The 16470-nt window shown below is 52.3% G+C and carries 13 protein-coding genes; 8 read left to right on the forward strand and 5 right to left on the reverse strand.

Annotation, left to right across the window (positions count from 1 at the left end):
• Nucleotides 1-3 precede the first annotated feature (3 nt).
• Together VFO10_RS25220 and VFO10_RS25225 are read right to left on the reverse strand one after the other, a co-directional pair.
• Nucleotides 4-288, reverse strand: a complete 285-nt coding sequence (locus VFO10_RS25220) for a phosphopantetheine-binding protein (protein ID WP_325144773.1) — start codon at nucleotides 286-288, stop codon at nucleotides 4-6.
• A 30-nt stretch (nucleotides 289-318) separates the two neighbouring features.
• Nucleotides 319-1416 (reverse strand): methyltransferase, encoded by a 1098-nt coding sequence (locus VFO10_RS25225; protein WP_325144774.1) that lies wholly within the window; start codon nucleotides 1414-1416, stop codon nucleotides 319-321.
• Between the two features lie 234 nt (nucleotides 1417-1650).
• Between VFO10_RS25225 and VFO10_RS25230 the strand changes: the two genes are divergently transcribed.
• Nucleotides 1651-2706 carry a glycosyltransferase family 9 protein gene (locus VFO10_RS25230; protein ID WP_325144775.1) on the forward strand — a complete coding sequence of 352 codons (1056 nt, stop codon included), beginning with the start codon at nucleotides 1651-1653 and terminating at the stop codon, nucleotides 2704-2706.
• Here the strand turns inward: VFO10_RS25230 and VFO10_RS25235 are convergent.
• Nucleotides 2703-3122: a VOC family protein gene (locus tag VFO10_RS25235; RefSeq protein WP_325144776.1), complete on the reverse strand. Its 420-nt coding sequence runs from the start codon at nucleotides 3120-3122 to the stop codon at nucleotides 2703-2705. The genes VFO10_RS25230 and VFO10_RS25235 overlap by 4 nt on opposite strands.
• 143 nt (nucleotides 3123-3265) lie before the next feature.
• On the opposite strand from VFO10_RS25235, the gene VFO10_RS25240 reads away from it, so the two are divergent.
• The 4 genes from VFO10_RS25240 to VFO10_RS25255 all read left to right on the forward strand — a co-directional run bounded on the left by VFO10_RS25240 (nucleotide 3266) and on the right by VFO10_RS25255 (nucleotide 5987).
• Nucleotides 3266-3757 carry a glycoside hydrolase family 108 protein gene (locus tag VFO10_RS25240; protein WP_325144777.1) on the forward strand — a complete coding sequence of 164 codons (492 nt, stop codon included), beginning with the start codon at nucleotides 3266-3268 and terminating at the stop codon, nucleotides 3755-3757.
• 146 nt (nucleotides 3758-3903) lie between these two features.
• On the forward strand, nucleotides 3904-4221 hold the full coding sequence (grxD, locus tag VFO10_RS25245; protein WP_325144778.1) for a Grx4 family monothiol glutaredoxin: 318 nt from the start codon (nucleotides 3904-3906) through the stop codon (nucleotides 4219-4221).
• A gap of 25 nt (nucleotides 4222-4246) precedes the next feature.
• A complete protein-coding gene (locus tag VFO10_RS25250; protein ID WP_325144779.1) occupies nucleotides 4247-5398 on the forward strand; it encodes a cystathionine gamma-synthase in 1152 nt (383 codons plus the stop codon).
• Nucleotides 5399-5603: 205 nt separating this feature from the next.
• Nucleotides 5604-5987, forward strand: coding sequence for a RidA family protein (locus VFO10_RS25255; protein ID WP_325144780.1), 384 nt, complete (start codon nucleotides 5604-5606; stop codon nucleotides 5985-5987).
• 59 nt (nucleotides 5988-6046) lie between these two features.
• Here the strand turns inward: VFO10_RS25255 and VFO10_RS25260 are convergent, their stop codons facing one another.
• Complete coding sequence (locus VFO10_RS25260) at nucleotides 6047-7831, reverse strand: hypothetical protein (protein WP_325144781.1); 1785 nt, start codon at nucleotides 7829-7831, stop codon at nucleotides 6047-6049.
• A gap of 42 nt (nucleotides 7832-7873) precedes the next feature.
• Nucleotides 7874-8848, reverse strand: a complete 975-nt coding sequence (locus tag VFO10_RS25265) for a DUF1566 domain-containing protein (protein ID WP_325144782.1) — start codon at nucleotides 8846-8848, stop codon at nucleotides 7874-7876.
• A 328-nt stretch (nucleotides 8849-9176) separates the two neighbouring features.
• Between VFO10_RS25265 and VFO10_RS25270 the strand changes: the two genes are divergently transcribed.
• The 3 genes from VFO10_RS25270 to VFO10_RS25280 form a co-directional block, all read left to right on the forward strand.
• Nucleotides 9177-15542: an RHS repeat-associated core domain-containing protein gene (locus VFO10_RS25270; RefSeq protein ID WP_325144783.1), complete on the forward strand. Its 6366-nt coding sequence runs from the start codon at nucleotides 9177-9179 to the stop codon at nucleotides 15540-15542.
• A complete protein-coding gene (locus VFO10_RS25275) occupies nucleotides 15539-16096 on the forward strand; it encodes a hypothetical protein (protein ID WP_325144784.1) in 558 nt (185 codons plus the stop codon). Before VFO10_RS25270 ends, VFO10_RS25275 begins: the two co-directional genes overlap by 4 nt.
• Nucleotides 16097-16119: 23 nt before the next feature.
• Nucleotides 16120-16470 (forward strand): hypothetical protein (locus tag VFO10_RS25280; RefSeq protein WP_325144785.1); only part of this gene is annotated, 351 nt, incomplete at its 3' end.

Genomic DNA, 16470 nt, shown 5'->3' on the forward strand with positions numbered 1-16470 from the left:
GATTTAGTTCGCTGCCTGCATTTGGCTTTGGTGGATGGCTTGAGCGATGCTGCTGACGTTCCGCAGAACACTGCGGCCGTTCTCATCATTTTTGACTTTGATCGCATAGCGTTTATCGAGTGCGACCACGAGTTCCAGGACATCTATGGAATCGAGTCCAAGACCATCCTGAAAAAGCGAGAGCTGATCGTCAATGCGGTCCGGCGTCATGCCGGGCAGATTGGAAACCTCAAGCAGGAGCTGCTTGATTTCGCTTTTGATTTCGTCGACTGACTTTTGCTCCGGCATAGTAATATCAACCTCCCAAGGTACTCATTCTCAAGAATCCTGCTGCGGCCTCAGCACCATCAAACTGTGGCTGATCCCGAGGTTGTCGATGATGTTCTCCAGACGGAAACCGGCCTCATGGGTCAGGCGCACTATCGTTCGGGTGTCATACATTTTACTTTGCCCATTGGCAATGGCCGTGAAATACGGCGAGGTTTGCAAGAGGCAATACGCAGGCACCTTCGGCTGCCGATCCCAGAATGTGTCCAGGATGAAAAGACGCCCATCGGGTGTAAGCGAGGATCGTGCCAGCTGCAGGATTTTCAAAACGTCTTCTTCGTTAAAGCACACCAGAAACTGGCTCATCCATGCCGCCTGGAATCCGGAAGGCAAAGTGGCGTGAGGAGACAGCAGGTCAACGGCATGGTAATGCAGGCGTTGGCGCCAGGGTTCATTCTGACTTTCCGCCTGGGAAAGTTCAATCTGCGAAGGAAGATCGGCGATCGTGACATTCAGCTGGGGCTTCGCAGTCAGACAGGTGCGGGCAAAGCGTCCCGTATTGCCGCCGATATCGAGGAGGCTCCGCACATCCTCCGCGAATATCATCGGCAGAGCTGCGCCAAATGCTGAATCAGAATAGTAATGATCAAAAGCGAGCCAGGACTTGCGTATGTGGTCCGGCAGCTCATTCAGCCCCTCATACACGGTGGGCCAGGGGCCGAGCTCCTTCAATCCGGCAGGTTTGCCGGTACGCAGCGCCTCTTCCAGGTGAAAAAGACCCTTGAAACACACGTCATAGATGAAATCAAAGTTGATGGCCGTCATCGTATCCAGGGCCAGCACATGCCCGAGTTTGGTCAGATGGAAACGATCGTCCTGTTGCCGCAGTGCGCCCATGGCCAGACCGGATTCGAAAAGAATGCGGACAGCATAAACGCTCAGATCAAGACGTTCCGCCGCACCGTCCACGCTCAAACCTTCACCGACGGCGTCTTCAAGTGCAGTCAGGACTCCCATGCGCTTCATCGCCATGCAGACCATGAAGCTGACAGGAGCAAAGGCAAGTTTCTGAGCTTCCAGCATGGCTTCTTCGAGATTTTGCCGCCCGGGCGAAAAGCGGGGAGTGGTTTGGAATAGGGAATCGAGCACGGAAAACTCCTTGCGGCTGCGCTCCACTTCAAGCCTGAATCCATTGAAGCATCAAGGATTGAAGGGCGTTGACAGATAAAGGCAAAAGATCTTAGGTTCAAGTGGGATAGCAGGACAGCTCGTCCCGGACAGGGAAAATTTCACGCCGTCAGCAATGAAGCCTTGGGATCTTGAAGAAGATTAGCGTTTGCACAAGGGGCTGGCAAGCACAACGAATTGACAGGTAATCGCAGGATGAAGCCAAATCTTGAAACTGTGCAGAATATCATCTGGATCCAGACGAGTTTTCTGGGTGACATCATCCTGCAGACCGCTGCTTTGAATTATGTGAAAGCGCAGCATCCTTCCCTACGGCAGTATCTGATCACCACGCCTTTGGGCGCCAAGGCTTTGGGTGGGCATCCGGCGCTGGATAAAATCGTGGTCTTTGACAAGCGCGGCCGGTCGATGCGCAAGGCTGTTCAGTCGGTGAAAAGCGACTTAAAGGACTGTGGACGGGAAGGGACAGTCCTGCTTCAGGCGCACCGGAGCGTAAGATCCAGTCTTTTGGCTGCGGCGCTTGGCTTCTACACGATCACTTACGATGAAACGAAATTTGGTTTCCTCGCCGATCGGCGCGTGCCGCGTGTGGCTGTTCTGCATGAGACCCAGCGCATCAGTCTATTGCTGGAACCGCTCGGTGCATCGCGGGCAGAGCTTTTTACCGCGCGGCCCTCGCTGGCTTCCGCGTCCACGCCTTTGGCTGTTGACCTGCAAAAACGTACGCAGGGTCAAGGGCTCGTCGCGATTGCTCCGGGCAGTGTCTGGGGCACCAAGCGTTGGCCGGTTTCGCATTTTATTCCGATGGCGCGCATCCTTTTGAAAGAAACGCCGCATACTCTTTTGATTTTAGGCAGCCAGGACGAGCAGGCAGCCGCCGCGGCCATGGAAGAGGGACTGCAGGATTATGCGGCCCGGGTGATTAATCTAGCCGGGAAAACGAGTCTGGATGATCTGAGGGGGCTATATCCACTGCTGGATCTTTTGGTGAGCAACGATTCCTCGCCTTTGCATTATGCATCGGCATTTTCCGTGCCCACTCTGGCTATTTTTGGCGCCACGGTCCCCGGTTTGGGATTTGGACCCCTGGCCCCGCGAAGGCTGGTGGCGGAAGTGGAGCTTTCATGCCGGCCGTGCAGCGATCATGGACCGCAGGAGTGTCCACTCGGTCATTTCAATTGCATGAAGACTCTGCTGCCGGAACGGGTGGCGTCGATGGCGCTTGGACTTTTGACGCCTGCATCCGCTTAGAAAGAAATTTTCACCGAATCGCCCGAACGCCTGGCTGGACCATGGTAGACGGCTTCGATGTTGTTGCCATCAGGATCCAGAACAAACGCCCCGTAATAGCCTTTGTGATAGGGCCTGAGTCCGGGCGGGCCGTTATCGCGACCTCCGGCTTTGATCGCGGCTTCGTGAAACTTTTGCACGGTCTGTTCATCGTGCGCTTGAAAGGCAAGATGCACACGACCGGTGAGTTCACCGTGCGCGGCCCGGCTTTCTTTGGATGAAATGAAAAGTTCATCCGCCCAGACATGATCCTCGGATTCACCGCCGAGCGGAATATCAAGAGCCGCGAAGATCGCCCGATAAAATTTCTTGCTGGCTCCTATGTCCTTGACCACGATGTGGACATGATCAATGAGCCGTCCTCGATAAACATCCATGAATTGGTTCCCCCTTTTCCGTTACATTATAAAGAATGAATGCTGAAATCCACTGCCAATCCTGAAAAATGCAATTCAGGGACTTACCCACTTTGCGGCGGCGTCTTGCATCATGCATACTGAGGAAAAACCGGAGGCTCGCCATGACATTCGACCAGATGATCACCTTCATTGTGGATCGCATCGAGAAGGGTTATGCCAACCATCCTGATGATAACGGCGGGGAAACGAACTGGGGCATCAGCGCGCGTGCGCATCCCGAACTCAAGGGGCGGATCAAGACGCTGACGCAAGACGAAGCGAAGAAGATTTATCGCAATGCCTATTTCACGCCCGCGCAGATTGCGAAGTATCCTGCCAAGGTTCGTCTGGCTGTGTTCGATGGGGCCATCCATCACGGTGTTGTGAGCAACAATAAAATCGTGCAGCGAGCCTTGAATCGCATGGGCTATAAGCTTCCGGTCGATGGCGTGGTGGGGCCGATGACCCTGGCCGCTTTGAAGAAGGCGGATCCTTTGACCTTCCTTGCCACCTACAGTCAGCAGCGGCTGGAGCTCTTCAAAAAGCACGAAGACTACGACTGGGCCGGGGCGGGCTGGGAATACCGACTGTTTCTGATCTGTGCCGCGTCCTAGTGACACTATTTTATTACCCTTATGGCGGACTCGCGGCCCAATCCCTCGCGAAAAGCCTTTCCCCACCTTGGCCCTTGTATTAGGTTAGGCAGGCAAAATCCCCATCCTGGGGAACGATCTTTTTTTGAACGGGAAAGGATATCACCATGGGTGAACAGGACGCACTTGCGACCATTAAGAGCGACGTGGAAAGCAATAAGGTGTTTCTCTACATGAAAGGCACTCCTGATGCGCCTCAGTGCGGTTTCTCCGCGCAGGTCGTTCAGGTTCTGAAAAATTACGGCATCAATTACGGTTCGCGGAATGTCCTCGAAGACTGGGACATCCGTGAAGGCATCAAGAAATTCGCCAACTGGCCGACGATTCCCCAGCTCTATGTGAAAGGCAAATTCGTCGGCGGCTGCGATATCGTTTCGGAAATGCATCGCAAAGGCCAGCTGGCCGAAGTGCTGAAAGACCTCTAAGATCTTCCATGAAGGATATGTGAGTATGAGCATTCGCCCCTCTGATTTCACCAAAGTCGTACATGCCGGTGTCGAACCTGATCCGCGCACGGGCGCGATCATGACGCCGATTTTCCAAACCTCGACCTATGTGCAGGAAGCACCGAACCAGCATAAAGGCTGGGATTATTCGAGAGCCGGCAACCCGACCCGTGATGCTCTGGAGGAGGCGTTTGCCGCTCTGGAAAACGCCAGGTACGGTTTGGCTTTCTCGTCCGGACTGGCGGCCGAGCAGGCCATTATCCAGATTCTGAATCCAGGCGACCACGTGCTCGTCTGTGATGATGTTTACGGCGGAACGGGCCGACTCTTCCGTCGGCTCTTCGCCAAGTACAACCTGACTTTCGATTTCATCGACATGACCACGGTGAAGAATGTCGAGGCTGCGGTCAAGCCGAACACGCGTCTGGTTTGGATTGAAACGCCGACCAACCCGCTCCTGAAGGTCATTGATATCGAAGCCGTGACCAAGGTCGCGCACAAGGCGCAGGCGGTCGTGGTGGTGGATAACACCTTCGCCTCGCCGATCTTCCAATCGCCTTTGGAAATGGGAGCCGACATCGTCGTTCACAGCACGACCAAGTATATCGGTGGTCACTCCGATATCATCGGCGGTGCGGTGATGTTGAATGATGATAAACTCTATGAGCAGATTAAATTCGTGCAGTTCGCCGGTGGCGCTGTCCCGGGTCCTCTGGAATGCTTCCTGCTTCTGCGCAGCGTGAAGACGCTGGCTGTGCGCATGGAAAAGCATGATGTGAATGCCCTCGCTGTCGCGCGTTTTCTTTCCGAGCATAGCCGCGTGAAGGACGTTTTCTTCCCCGGTTTGCCTTCGCATCCGCAGCACGCCTTGGCGAAAAAACAGATGCGTGGTTTCGCGGGCATGGTGTCCTTCAACCTGAAGGGCAGCTATGATGAAGTCGTTAGCTTTCTGCAGAAGCTGAAGGTGTTCTCGCTCGCCGAGAGTCTGGGTGGAGTGGAATCCCTCGTGAACCATCCTGAGAAGATGACTCATGCTTCGGTGCCGGAAGAGATGCGGAAGCAGCTCGGCATCGGTCCGAATTTGATTCGTCTGTCCTGCGGGATTGAAAGCGCCGATGATCTGATCAAGGATCTGGATCAGGCTCTGAAAAACTGAAAAACTTCGGATATCGGAAGGCTTGCTTAGGCCTTCCGCTTTCAGCCCCAGCCCTTCCTTTTCGTACGTTTTCCCCTGGAAAAAATGCCCAAAAGATTCCGAACTGCAGCTTTTAAAGGCTCTGCGTTCTTATTCAATTGTTTGGTCTTTTCCGCTCCTTTAGCTTACAGGCAGCATCATAAAGCAGCTATCAAGGAGAACGTGCATGAATGTTCAACGAGTGAGTACAGGCGGAGTCTGGGAAAAGAAAGTCGGCTACTGCCGGGCCCTGCGCACCGGAAATTTCGTCTTCGTCAGCGGCACCGCGCCAGTCAAAGACGGTCAGGTCGTGGCGCCCGGAAATGCCTATCTGCAGGCCCGCCGCTGCTTTGAAATCGTGAAGGAATCCTTGGAAAAATTGGACTGTCCGCTTTCCGCCGTGGTGCGGACGCGCATGTTTGTGACCGATGTCTCCCGCTGGGAGGAATACGGCCGCGCTCATCAGGAATTCTTCGGAGATTTCCCGCCCACGACAGCCATGCTGGGAATCGGCAGCCTCGTCGATCCTGAGATGATGATCGAAGTGGAAGTGGATGCGATCGTGGGTTGAAGGCTTGGGGTGGAAAAGGAAAAATCCAAAGGGCGGGCCTTTGGATTTTCCTGGTTTGATTATTTCACTACTGTATTCAGGTAAGCGAGCAGGTTGTCATAGACTTCAATCAGTTCCGGGGTCAGATCGGTGCGGTTCAACTTCCAGTTGCCAACGTCAGTGAGAACCTGATTGGCAATTTCTGTGTGCTTGGGTTGACCAGGCTCGTAAGTCTGGGCTCCCCCACCGGCAGACCATGATTCCGTGATGCGACCTTTGGCATCGAAGACCAGATTTCTGGCTGAAATCCTGTTCTGATAACTATATGTCACGGCCGACTGACTGGCGTCATAAGAAAGGGTCGTCATGCTCTGGAAGCCGGTGTAAAGGTTTACGGATTGCGAACCTACCGTTGCCGCGAGCTTCTGAAAGCTTTGCTCACTCTTGGGAGCGGGTGCAGCTTTCTCATCGTTAAGATACTTGACGAGCATGCCAATGAGTTCTTTTACAGCTGGATTCTGACTGGCTAGATCCTCGGCCGTATAAGACTGCAAGCTCTCTTTGATTTTAGTAACTATCTCCGTATGCGTCTGGGAACCTTTGCTGTGAGTTACAGAGCCACCACGGGTGCTTGCGACAATGCTCCCGTCGTCCTGAAAAATATAGCTCGTTACATACCCGAAGCTCGACGAGTTGTAATAGACTTCAGGGAAATTCATGGATTTTCCGACGTAAACCGATGAAGTGCTGCCGCTGTGAATTTGCACTGATCCGGCTTCCACCTTATCACGTAGGTCACGAAGCGAGACGGCCGGTTTCGGAGCAGCTACCAGCTTTTTCTCGATCTGGGCCCAGAGTTCGCGGTTGGTTTTTACGTCCTCGGGAGACGTCTCCACAGCATTATCGTCTGTCTCTTGGCCCCCAAAGGCCAGAGCAGGATACTTCTTATGGAGTTCCAGGATGGAGGACAGTTGAAATTCAGACAGCTCGCTGGTTTTCTCCAAAGCGAGTGCTTTCAGATATTTGATTGTGCCCTGAATGTCTTGATCGTTCAGGTCGATGTTGTTTTCCCGGACCCGCAGCCAATTCAAGGCATACTGAGCCTGTTTGCTGGGTGTATCGTAGGAAACTCCGTGAGGACAGACGATGTTGAAACGTTCAGCGCCTGGGATGGATTTGCCGTCGATGGATTCATAGGAAAGATCTTTGACCTGATCCAGTGTCACGAACGGATCGCTTTTTCCGATGGAAGAACGGGAAGGGCAAAGCAGGTCTTTCTTGATGGGCAAAGTGTATTTTAGTTTTTTATAGACGCCGTAGATTTCCACGCGGATATAATTAGCCTCGCAAGTAGTGCCGTTAACAGAGACTTTCCACATGCGACATTCACCGTCTCCCGTTTTCTTTCCGTATACAGGCATTATAGCCTCTGGGGGATATAGGAGAGGGGTCCGGACCTTGTCATAAAATCGTGATTCAGCAGTTAGGAATTGGGGGTTTGTTATTTCAGGATAGGTTGTCCTGCTTCGGTGAAAGTTCTGCTCAATTGTCGCTTGTACGGCGCTTTCAATGGTCAAGGCCTTCTCTGTACTCGCAATGACAAATTCTTCTGTTTCCTGCGATATGGTGAGCTGGAGTTCACCGTCTTCGTTTAGAACCGTTTGCTCCACCGTTTCGCACATGTTGGGTTCATTGACGATTTTTGCAGGTAAATACTCCTGCCAGGTCCACGCCGCTGCGCAGGTCTTGCTTTCGGTTAGCATGTCGACATAAGAAGTGAGTGCAAACGCACGGCTGGTCGAGGCCAAACAGGCGGCTGAGCCAGCGGTGAGGATAAGTAGCTTTTTAAGAGCGTCCTGAAGCATGAATATCGTTCTCCTTGGTGTGATGCAGGGTATTCAGTTTTGTTACTTTCTAACGCACATAACAGAATTTGCAGTGACGTAGGTTTTGGGAAAGGTCGCGCCGTTTCCACTGGATAGATTGACTATATACAGCTTTCCGTCGGTCGTTTCCGTGCTGGTCCAGGTACTGGGGGCATTATTCAAAAGAGTGACTTTCACTTCACTCCACATTTCATCCTGGGCAGCTTTAAGAGCTTCATCTTTCGTCGGCAGTCGCCAGTCACTGAATCCGCTGTAATCGAGCTTATCGCAGTAGGCAGCAGCGGCTGACCAATTCCGCAGGCCTTGATCCATTCGCTTAGCCCAAAGGAGAGAGGTGCTAATTTGCCTATAAACGCAGTCTTCGAGCCCATCGCATAACCCATTTCCATTCACATCGGCTGAGTCGTTCAGCTCCCAGTTTGCCTTTTCCGTCGAGCCGGAGTAGCAGTTGAGGTCGTCACTGTCTTCAGCGGAAAATACCTTGGTGTCGGTCAGGAGGTAGCTGGGGATCAGGTAAGACTGGTTCAGTGCAAAGCCCATGGCTTCGATAAGTCCAGTGCAGCCAATGTTGAAAAGTCGAGTTGCTGATAGTTTGGGTTCGGCCAGGAAATATTTCTCTTCACCTTGAAGGTCCATTCTATAGAGGAACTTGCCTTCCGGCTGACAGGTCAGGCGCGGCTGTTCGTCCACATTCCAATCATCGTATTCCTGGCTATCGATGTTGAAAGTCCGACTGGTGGAGAGTAAAGCGAGCGAAATTCCAAGGCTTTCGATCAGCCGCCTCGTGCCCCCTTCATCGGCCCCGCAGTCGATCCTGTAACCTTTGCCTTTGGAAACATAGACATAGAATTCAGCGGGTCCGTCTTTGACTTTATGAACCTTCACGGTCGGGTCATTCGGACTGGCTTTTTGCTGGAGGGTACTGGGCTTCTGCTCTACACCGCAGGCCGTGATGAGGGTCAGAAAAAGGAGGCTTAGCCTGGCAAGGAGATTCATGACTTCACTCTTCAAATGATTATGGAAATTAAGAGACCTATGTCATTTAGGCTCTAAAATAGGGAGCATCATGGCTCGCGCTGATAGGATGAAGCGGAACTTTGCGGAATATTGCATCCCTTGGCCATGGCCGCTTGCAATATGCCTCGCAGCCCTGTGTCGGACACCATTATCTGATTGAATGAACCTTTGCAAGGATCAGTCACATTGGTGTCACTCAAAAATTCCGTCACCCCCTGCATGAATATGAGAACCGCCACGTCTTGCCCTTGCAATTGGTGTAATTGTTTGCGAGTACCTTGTGCACCTTGTACCTCAGAGGATACCCATGTATCGCTTCTCCTTGATCCTTATTTCTCTTTTGTTTTCGGCTTTAACCGCTGTTGCTCAGGACAAGTCGGGCTCCCGCTCCGGACTCGTGAAGTTGCCGGAAGCCGGTGGGACGGTTGGAGCTGAGGGCGGGTCTTTTACTGTCAGCAGTAATAAAGGAGCAAGCCAATATAAGCTGCCGTTGCCCGAACTCCCCGTCCGATCCGGCTTTGGACCCTCGGTTGAGTTGACTTATAGCCAGTTTACTGGAGACAAAGGTCATGGTCTGGGGATTGGCTGGTCTTTATCCGTACCCTCGATCGACGTTTCATTGGAACTCGGGATTCCTCTTGCCGGTGAATTGGAAAGCGGTGAGTTTCGGAATTATCTCACGATGCAAGGACAGAAGCTGATCTTCATTCGCCGCGACGTCGGCGGTCTGGTCTATCGTCTGGAAGCGTCAGAAGAAGAAGTGCAGGTCACCTTCCATAAAAACGCCTATGCGGTATCGCATGCCTCAAGTGAAGCATCCATTCCTTCAGGTTTTGAAGTCCTCTATCCGGATGGCCGCCGGCAACTTTTCAGCGGTGATCCCTCTGTTGCCGAAAGCAGCGACAAGGTCGTGACCCGTTATCCTTTGGTCGCGGAAGTGGCTCCCTGGGGTGAAACGGTCCATTATACCTACGTGCAGGACAGTGGCCGCAGCTACCTTCAGGAAATTGTCTTTGCCGGTGGCGCTTCGCGCTATCGCTTCGAACTTTTTGAAGGTTCGGGACACTTGACTTCATTTATGATGGGGTATCCCCAGCAGAGCCGTAAACTCTATAGCAAGCTCGTGGCCAGCTATGGCGATGCGATCCAGGCCCAATGGTGTTTTGCCTACGTTGGACGCAACAGTACCGACCGTGTGGATTTTGCGGTCAAAGCTCATCAGGACTGCGCGGCTCAGGCGGCCAAGGACCTTTTCCCCAAGATCAACAACGACTCTCTTTCCGTATTGGATGAACTGCGTGCCATCTATCGTTTTGGCAATGATGCCCGCCTCAAGAACGAAACCGACCGTTTGCCTTCGATGTATTTCCAATATTCCTCGTGGACCGAGGATAGCCTCGCGAATCGCGATCTTGTTTATCCCATTCCCCAGCTCGTCAGTGAGTCAGGTTTTTCCGTTGAAAATTATGAGCTCGCCGACGCCAATCATGATGGCCTGGTAGATGCTCTTCGGCGTAACAGCAACGGCACCAGCGATGTCTTCTTTGCAACAGGTGACCTGAAACAACCGTTTTCGAATTCGACCTTCTGGACCTTGAAACGCGGTGCCACCCAGGTTTCCCCCGATCTTTCTTCGCCCGCCTTTCATTTCGCTGACCTGAACGGTGATTCTTTTGTGGATCTCCTTCAGCTGAATGTAAACGGTGATCAAAGCGCCATTTATCTTGGCAATGCCGATGGTAATTTCCAATGGACGGGTCTGCTCCAGAAGCTGACGCAGGATAATTCGTTGGGTCCGAATTCTTTTGAACGCGGGCGCGCTCAGTTTCAGGATATTAATGCCGATGGCCTGACCGATATACTTACGACCGCTTTTGATGCCACGGGTGCCACGGTTTGGAAAGTTTATCTGAACACGTCGATCAAAAACGGCGATCGTTGGAATTTCCGCTTCCTGCCGAAGACCTTCCGCTTCCCATTCGGCCGCAGTACCATGAACCTCACGGATCCAAATTTCCGTCTGATCGATGCCAACGGCGATCAGTTGCCCGACGTGGTCTATCTGAACGCTTCCCCGGAAGCGGACAAGAGTGGTCTTTGTCTTTACATCAATAACGGCCGACTTTATGACAACGGTCCCAATGATCTGCTCTTCGGCTCGGATGCCGAGGCGGATCCCCGTTGCGGTGCAGGTGGACGTTTCCTGAGTCTGAAGGGGCTGCGTGGGCAGCCGAACCTCTTTGGGCTCTGGCTGATCGATGTGAATGGTGATGGCATCATGGATGTCACCACTCTTGGTGAAGAGAACAGTGATCTTTTTGTCTGGCTGGGCTTTGGTGATCAGTCCCTGTCTGATTCTCCATTGAAATTGCGTCTCAATCTTCCCTTGACCGTTTCAGGCGGTGTGGATGCATCCCGCAGCCGTGTCGCTGATATCGATGGCGACGGACAGATGGAAATCCTGCTCTTTGATGCCGGCGCTGATGCCAAATCCAAAGCTGTGATGATTGACTTCAACCGTCAGACTGATCGTCAGTTGATCAAGTCCAACCTTCTGACGACTGTGGCGTTCGAGTCCGGTCTTCGTTATGACATTCGCTATGCAACATCCACCACGGAAAGGCTTCGTGATCAGCGTCTCGGCCGCCCGGTTTCGCCTTTGCATTTCCCTGTGGTATTGGCCAAGCAGGTTGTCATCTCGCAGGGTGTGCCTTCGTTGGCTCGCGAGTCGGTCGAGGTTCAGGAATATTTCTATCATCGCCCCTTCTATGATGCTGATGACAAGGACTTTCTAGGCTTCAGTGAGGTCGAGGTTCTTCGTTACGGGGATAACTATGCTGCAGAATCCTCGCTGACCCGTGAAGCTTATTATACTTTTGCCGTGGATCGTGCGGCCCGTAAACTTGCCGGCAAGCTCAAGTCGAAGGAAGTTCTGCGCGTTGCGGACGACGCCAAATACCGTGAAAAGGCCGCGCTGAGCAACAAGTTCGATCCGAATGATCCTGTGACTCATTCCTTTCTGGAGGAATCCCAGCGTCAGAGCCTTCCGGCTGTGAAACAGCTTGTCAGTCGTGAAAGTTTTGTTTGGGAAGTCGTTCCCAAGAGCGGTGACTGGATGTTCCTGCGACTGACTGAGGAAACATTTCAGAGAAACGGTGATGAAGAAGGCGAGGCAACCGCCTCACCTTATCTTAAAAAGAAGGTCTACGAGGATTTCGATGCCTATAACATGCCACATATGGCAAGGGAAACAGTCAGTGCACTGAACGGCCCCTTCCAGCAGCGTTTGCCTGAGGTCGTTACGGAAACCACTCTCGACTACGAAGAATCTCGTCGGAAGCTGAAGTCCCGTGGAATCATCGAAAGTCCTGATTATAGACTGGTTCAACGCAGTGGCGAAATCATTTCCTACCAGCGCTTTGTTTATGATGATCGCGGCCTTGTTGAGCAGGACGTGGATTTCGTTCAGAGCCGACTCAGCGATGATATCCCGGGCTTTTCAGGTGAACGTCTGACTGAGTATGAGCGCACGCTGACCTATGGCTATGATGCTTTCGGCAACCGGACGAGCGTTCGTGATCACTTCGGTCCAGTTGAAGTCGTGGAATATGATGCGCAGGGTTTGTTTGTCGTCAGTCGGACAACGCCCAAGGCCAACCCGGCTGCTGAGGATCTGGTTTGGAAGTTTGAGTATAAAAATGGTCGCCTGGATAAGTTCACCAACCCCCTTGGTCTAGCTGTTCAGATCGCTTATGACAACCTGGGCCGCCGTATTCAGTTCCTCGGGACTGATGGCAGCGAGCAGCGATATGAATATAAGCAGGGTTATCACGGCCTGCCGACTTTCGTTAAAACCCGCGTTCGTCGCTATGCGGATACGGTCAAGCCTGATGTTGGTGAGACGCAATGGATTGAGAGCCTCGACGCCTATCGTCCAGATGGTCTGAAGATTGCTTCCGTTGAAGACGCAGCGTCCGTCGCCGCGAATGGGGCACAGCCGAAGACCGGCATCCGGGTCAAGGAATATGCGGCCTATGACCGGAACAAGCAGAAGATTTTCACCTGGACGCCTTTCTCCATCTTTGATGGCTCTCCTTCCGTGGCCTCCATCTTTGCAGGTGGCCAGCAGATTCCGACTCCGGCGGATCAGATTGGTGTGCGCACGCATTATGACTTCCTGGGCCGCGTGGCCAGTGAGAAATTCCCAGCTGGCCTTGAGGTGGCTTACGAATATGCGCCTTGGGGCCAGGTCGCGCGTCAGAACTTCGACCGCCGTGGTCAGGCTGTTCGCGTTGCTATTTATAAGATCGAGCACGATCTTGGCCTCCATGCGCAGGTGGAGGAGGACATCAAGAGTGGTGAGACCCATATCACTCGTTTTGAGCGCGATGCGCGTGGTAATCTGAGTGCAGTTTACCTGCCAGGTGAAACCCAACCGCGGCGCCTGGTTTATGACAACCGCGGACTTCTGGAAAAGCAGGAGATTCCCGGTCTTGGAACGACCTACCAGCTTTACGATCAAAGGGATCGTCTGGTTGCATCGGTTCGTCTGGATAAGAATGAAAAGTCAAAAAGGGTCATCGAGAATACTTACGATAATCAGGATCGTCTGACCACGCAGATCCTGGACGGCAAACTCGCGCATTCCAATACCTACGATTTCTATGTCGATGGTTATGCGGCGGATGCGCAGAGTGTCAAGGCTGTGAAGAAGCCCTTGGGACTTCTCACCAGCACACGAAGCTATGATGTCACGCATAAGCTTTTCGATTTCGAAGAGAAGCTTGCCTATGACGCCGGCGGCGATATTGTTCATCGTCAGGTCAAGCTGGGCAAGGACATCTATCAGGAAAGTTACGAGTACCTTATAGATGGCAGTATCAAGAGCGTGAAAAACCCTATGGGGCTTGAAGGGTTCTATACGAGCGACGCTGCGGGTGCTCTGCGGTCGGTGAAGATTCGTCTGCCTGGTGCGCAGACTGTTGAATCGATCATGGATAGCATCAGCTACAATGCCAAGGGCCAGATTGATGAGATCCTTTATCGACCGGTGCAGGGGTCTTATTCGACCACGAAACTGAGTTATGATCCCCGGACACTCCTTCTGCAGAAAATCCAATCGAGTTTCTTTGACGGAAAGAACCGTCAGACTCTGCAGGATTTGACTCTGGATATTGATGGGCATGCCCATATCCTTTCCATCCAGGATGGAATTCAGGACAGTGCGCTTGGCCTTGTGAATCGTACGGCTCGCTTTGATTACAACTGGAAGGGCGAGCTGATCGAGTCCCAGCGTTTCCAGAAAACTCTGCATTACGAGTACAGCCCGATGGGGTCCTTTGTACTCAATGAAGAGCAAGGTCCTGGAGCCATCACCCAGCATCCCGACAACGCGATGATTCCGCAAGGACCAGCTGGACAGAATTATCAGTTTAACGATTTCGGTGAATTGAAGAGCAGTCCGAAGGTGATTGCGACTCAGTATAATGCCTTGGGTCAGCTGGTGTTCGTGGAGACCGCGAAAACCAAGAGCTACTTTGGTTATAATGCAGCCGGTGATCGCGTCTATAAGCGGGTTGTGGCCAAGGCCGACCAGTCGCTACAGGAATCCTTCTATCCCATGCGTTCGATGGCGGTCGAGCCGAAGGGATCGCAGTCCTATCTGTTCGTCGGCGAGTCCCGCCTCGTACGCCTCGAGGACAAGACGGGCGAGTGGTATTACTATCTGAAGGATCACCTGGGTTCGTCGGATATCATGATGCATGCCTCGGGTCAGCCTGTGGAGCAGATGCTCTATCAGCCCTATGGCACCGAGGAAAAACCTGAGGCTTTGTCTTCAGCCTGGGGCCAGCAGCTTGGCAAGGTTTCCGCGATTGCTCCGCGTGAAAAAACACATCATCGCTTTACAGGTCATTATCTGGATGATGACTCAGGGCTTTATTACATGAAAGCCCGTTACTACGATCCGGAGTTGGCCCGCTTCATTCAGCCGGATCCTCTATTTATGGGCAAGCCCTCCCTCTGTTTGGAGCGGGCGCGGGAGTGTAATCTCTATGGTTATGCCCAGAATAACCCATTGAAATATACGGACCCGACCGGTACGATTATTGAAACCCTCTGGGATATTGCCAACGTCGCGATGGACGTGGCGTCGCTGACTGGAAACGTGGCTTCCGGAAACTGGGCCGGGGCTGCTGTGGATGCCGCGGGATTGGCCGCGGATGTAACCGCTACGGTGGTGCCTGGTCTGCCGGGTGGAGCCGGGACAGCGATCAAGGCGGTTCGAGCAGCGGATAAGGCGAAGGATGCTTATAAAGCAGCCAAGCGGGTGGAGAAGGTTGCTGAAGCAGGTAAGACCGCCGAAAAAGCCAAAGAAGCTGTTCGAAAAACAGATGCTTTGAAAAAGCATATTTTGAACGGCGAGCTAGATGCTGCTAGACGAGAAATGAAAGGTGAGGTTGTAGCGAGAAAACCCAACGGCGTACCTTGGAACCATGTACAGGAGCTTTCAGATGCGCAGAACGGTCTCTTGAAGAGGATTGGCAAGCTAAAAGAAACCCTGACAAACCCGAAAATTTCTCAAGAAGCCCGAAAAGCAGCGGAACAGGAACTAGGGGAAGCAAGTCGTCTATTGGATAAAACAGAAGAATTTCTGCCGAGGACAAAGCGATGAATGCCGACGATTACTTGACGAAAGCGACGAATGGAAAACTCAGTCCTAAAGAGATGAAGGATCTTGTCAATGCTATTCGTAGCGAGGAAGGTGATACTTACACGTTACTGCTTGCACTGGGTCGAGCCTGGGGCGTCCAAAATAAGGATCTGGTGGAAAAATATTTGGTCTGTCCTGAAAATCCCATGCTCTCCCGCCTTGCCATTCAAATCTTGTGTAAGTATTGGGACTTAGGGCAGAATTTTCTTGCACACATTCAGGAAGCTGCAAATGGTTTTGAATGGGATGACGAAGACGACGTCCGCCTGATGGCGATCAGCTGTCTTGGATACATTTACACTCAAAATAAGCAGACAGAACTCTTGCGGCAGCTATACGACATTTGGAATGATGAGGCTCAAGATAAGATGGCTAGAGAGTCCAGCTATTTGGCTATGGGTCTAGCTATTGGATACGGTTATGACCAGCTGCCTCCAGCTTCAAGACACTTCGATGTCAGGAAAGATATAGACCCTGAGGTGATTAGAAAGGTCGAAGGCCTTATTAAGAAATGATGGTTCCTTCCAGGGGCTGACTTATGTCTGGATTCTCTTACATACATGTCAGCCGTCCAAACCGAGGACCCTTCATCGCATTTGCAGCGAAAGCGCAGCTTACTATCGAACGATGGAATGCTAGCCAAACCGATGATCTTAAAGCACTCTTCCGGTCTGTCGATGATGGAATTATGGTCGAACTGGTCGAAGGTCGACAGTCCTTATGGTATTCTTTGTCAAGAAAACCTGAGCATGAGAAAGTCACAATGAGTTGCGTTTCTGATACTCGTACGAAATCGAATTCTTTAATGCGCTATAATAATAGCCCAGGGGGATTCGAAAATGACGACGACCGGCAAACGACCGAGACGAGCTTTCACCGCAGAGCAGAA

Source organism: Oligoflexus sp., assembly GCF_035712445.1.
Lineage (GTDB): Bacteria > Bdellovibrionota_B > Oligoflexia > Oligoflexales > Oligoflexaceae > Oligoflexus.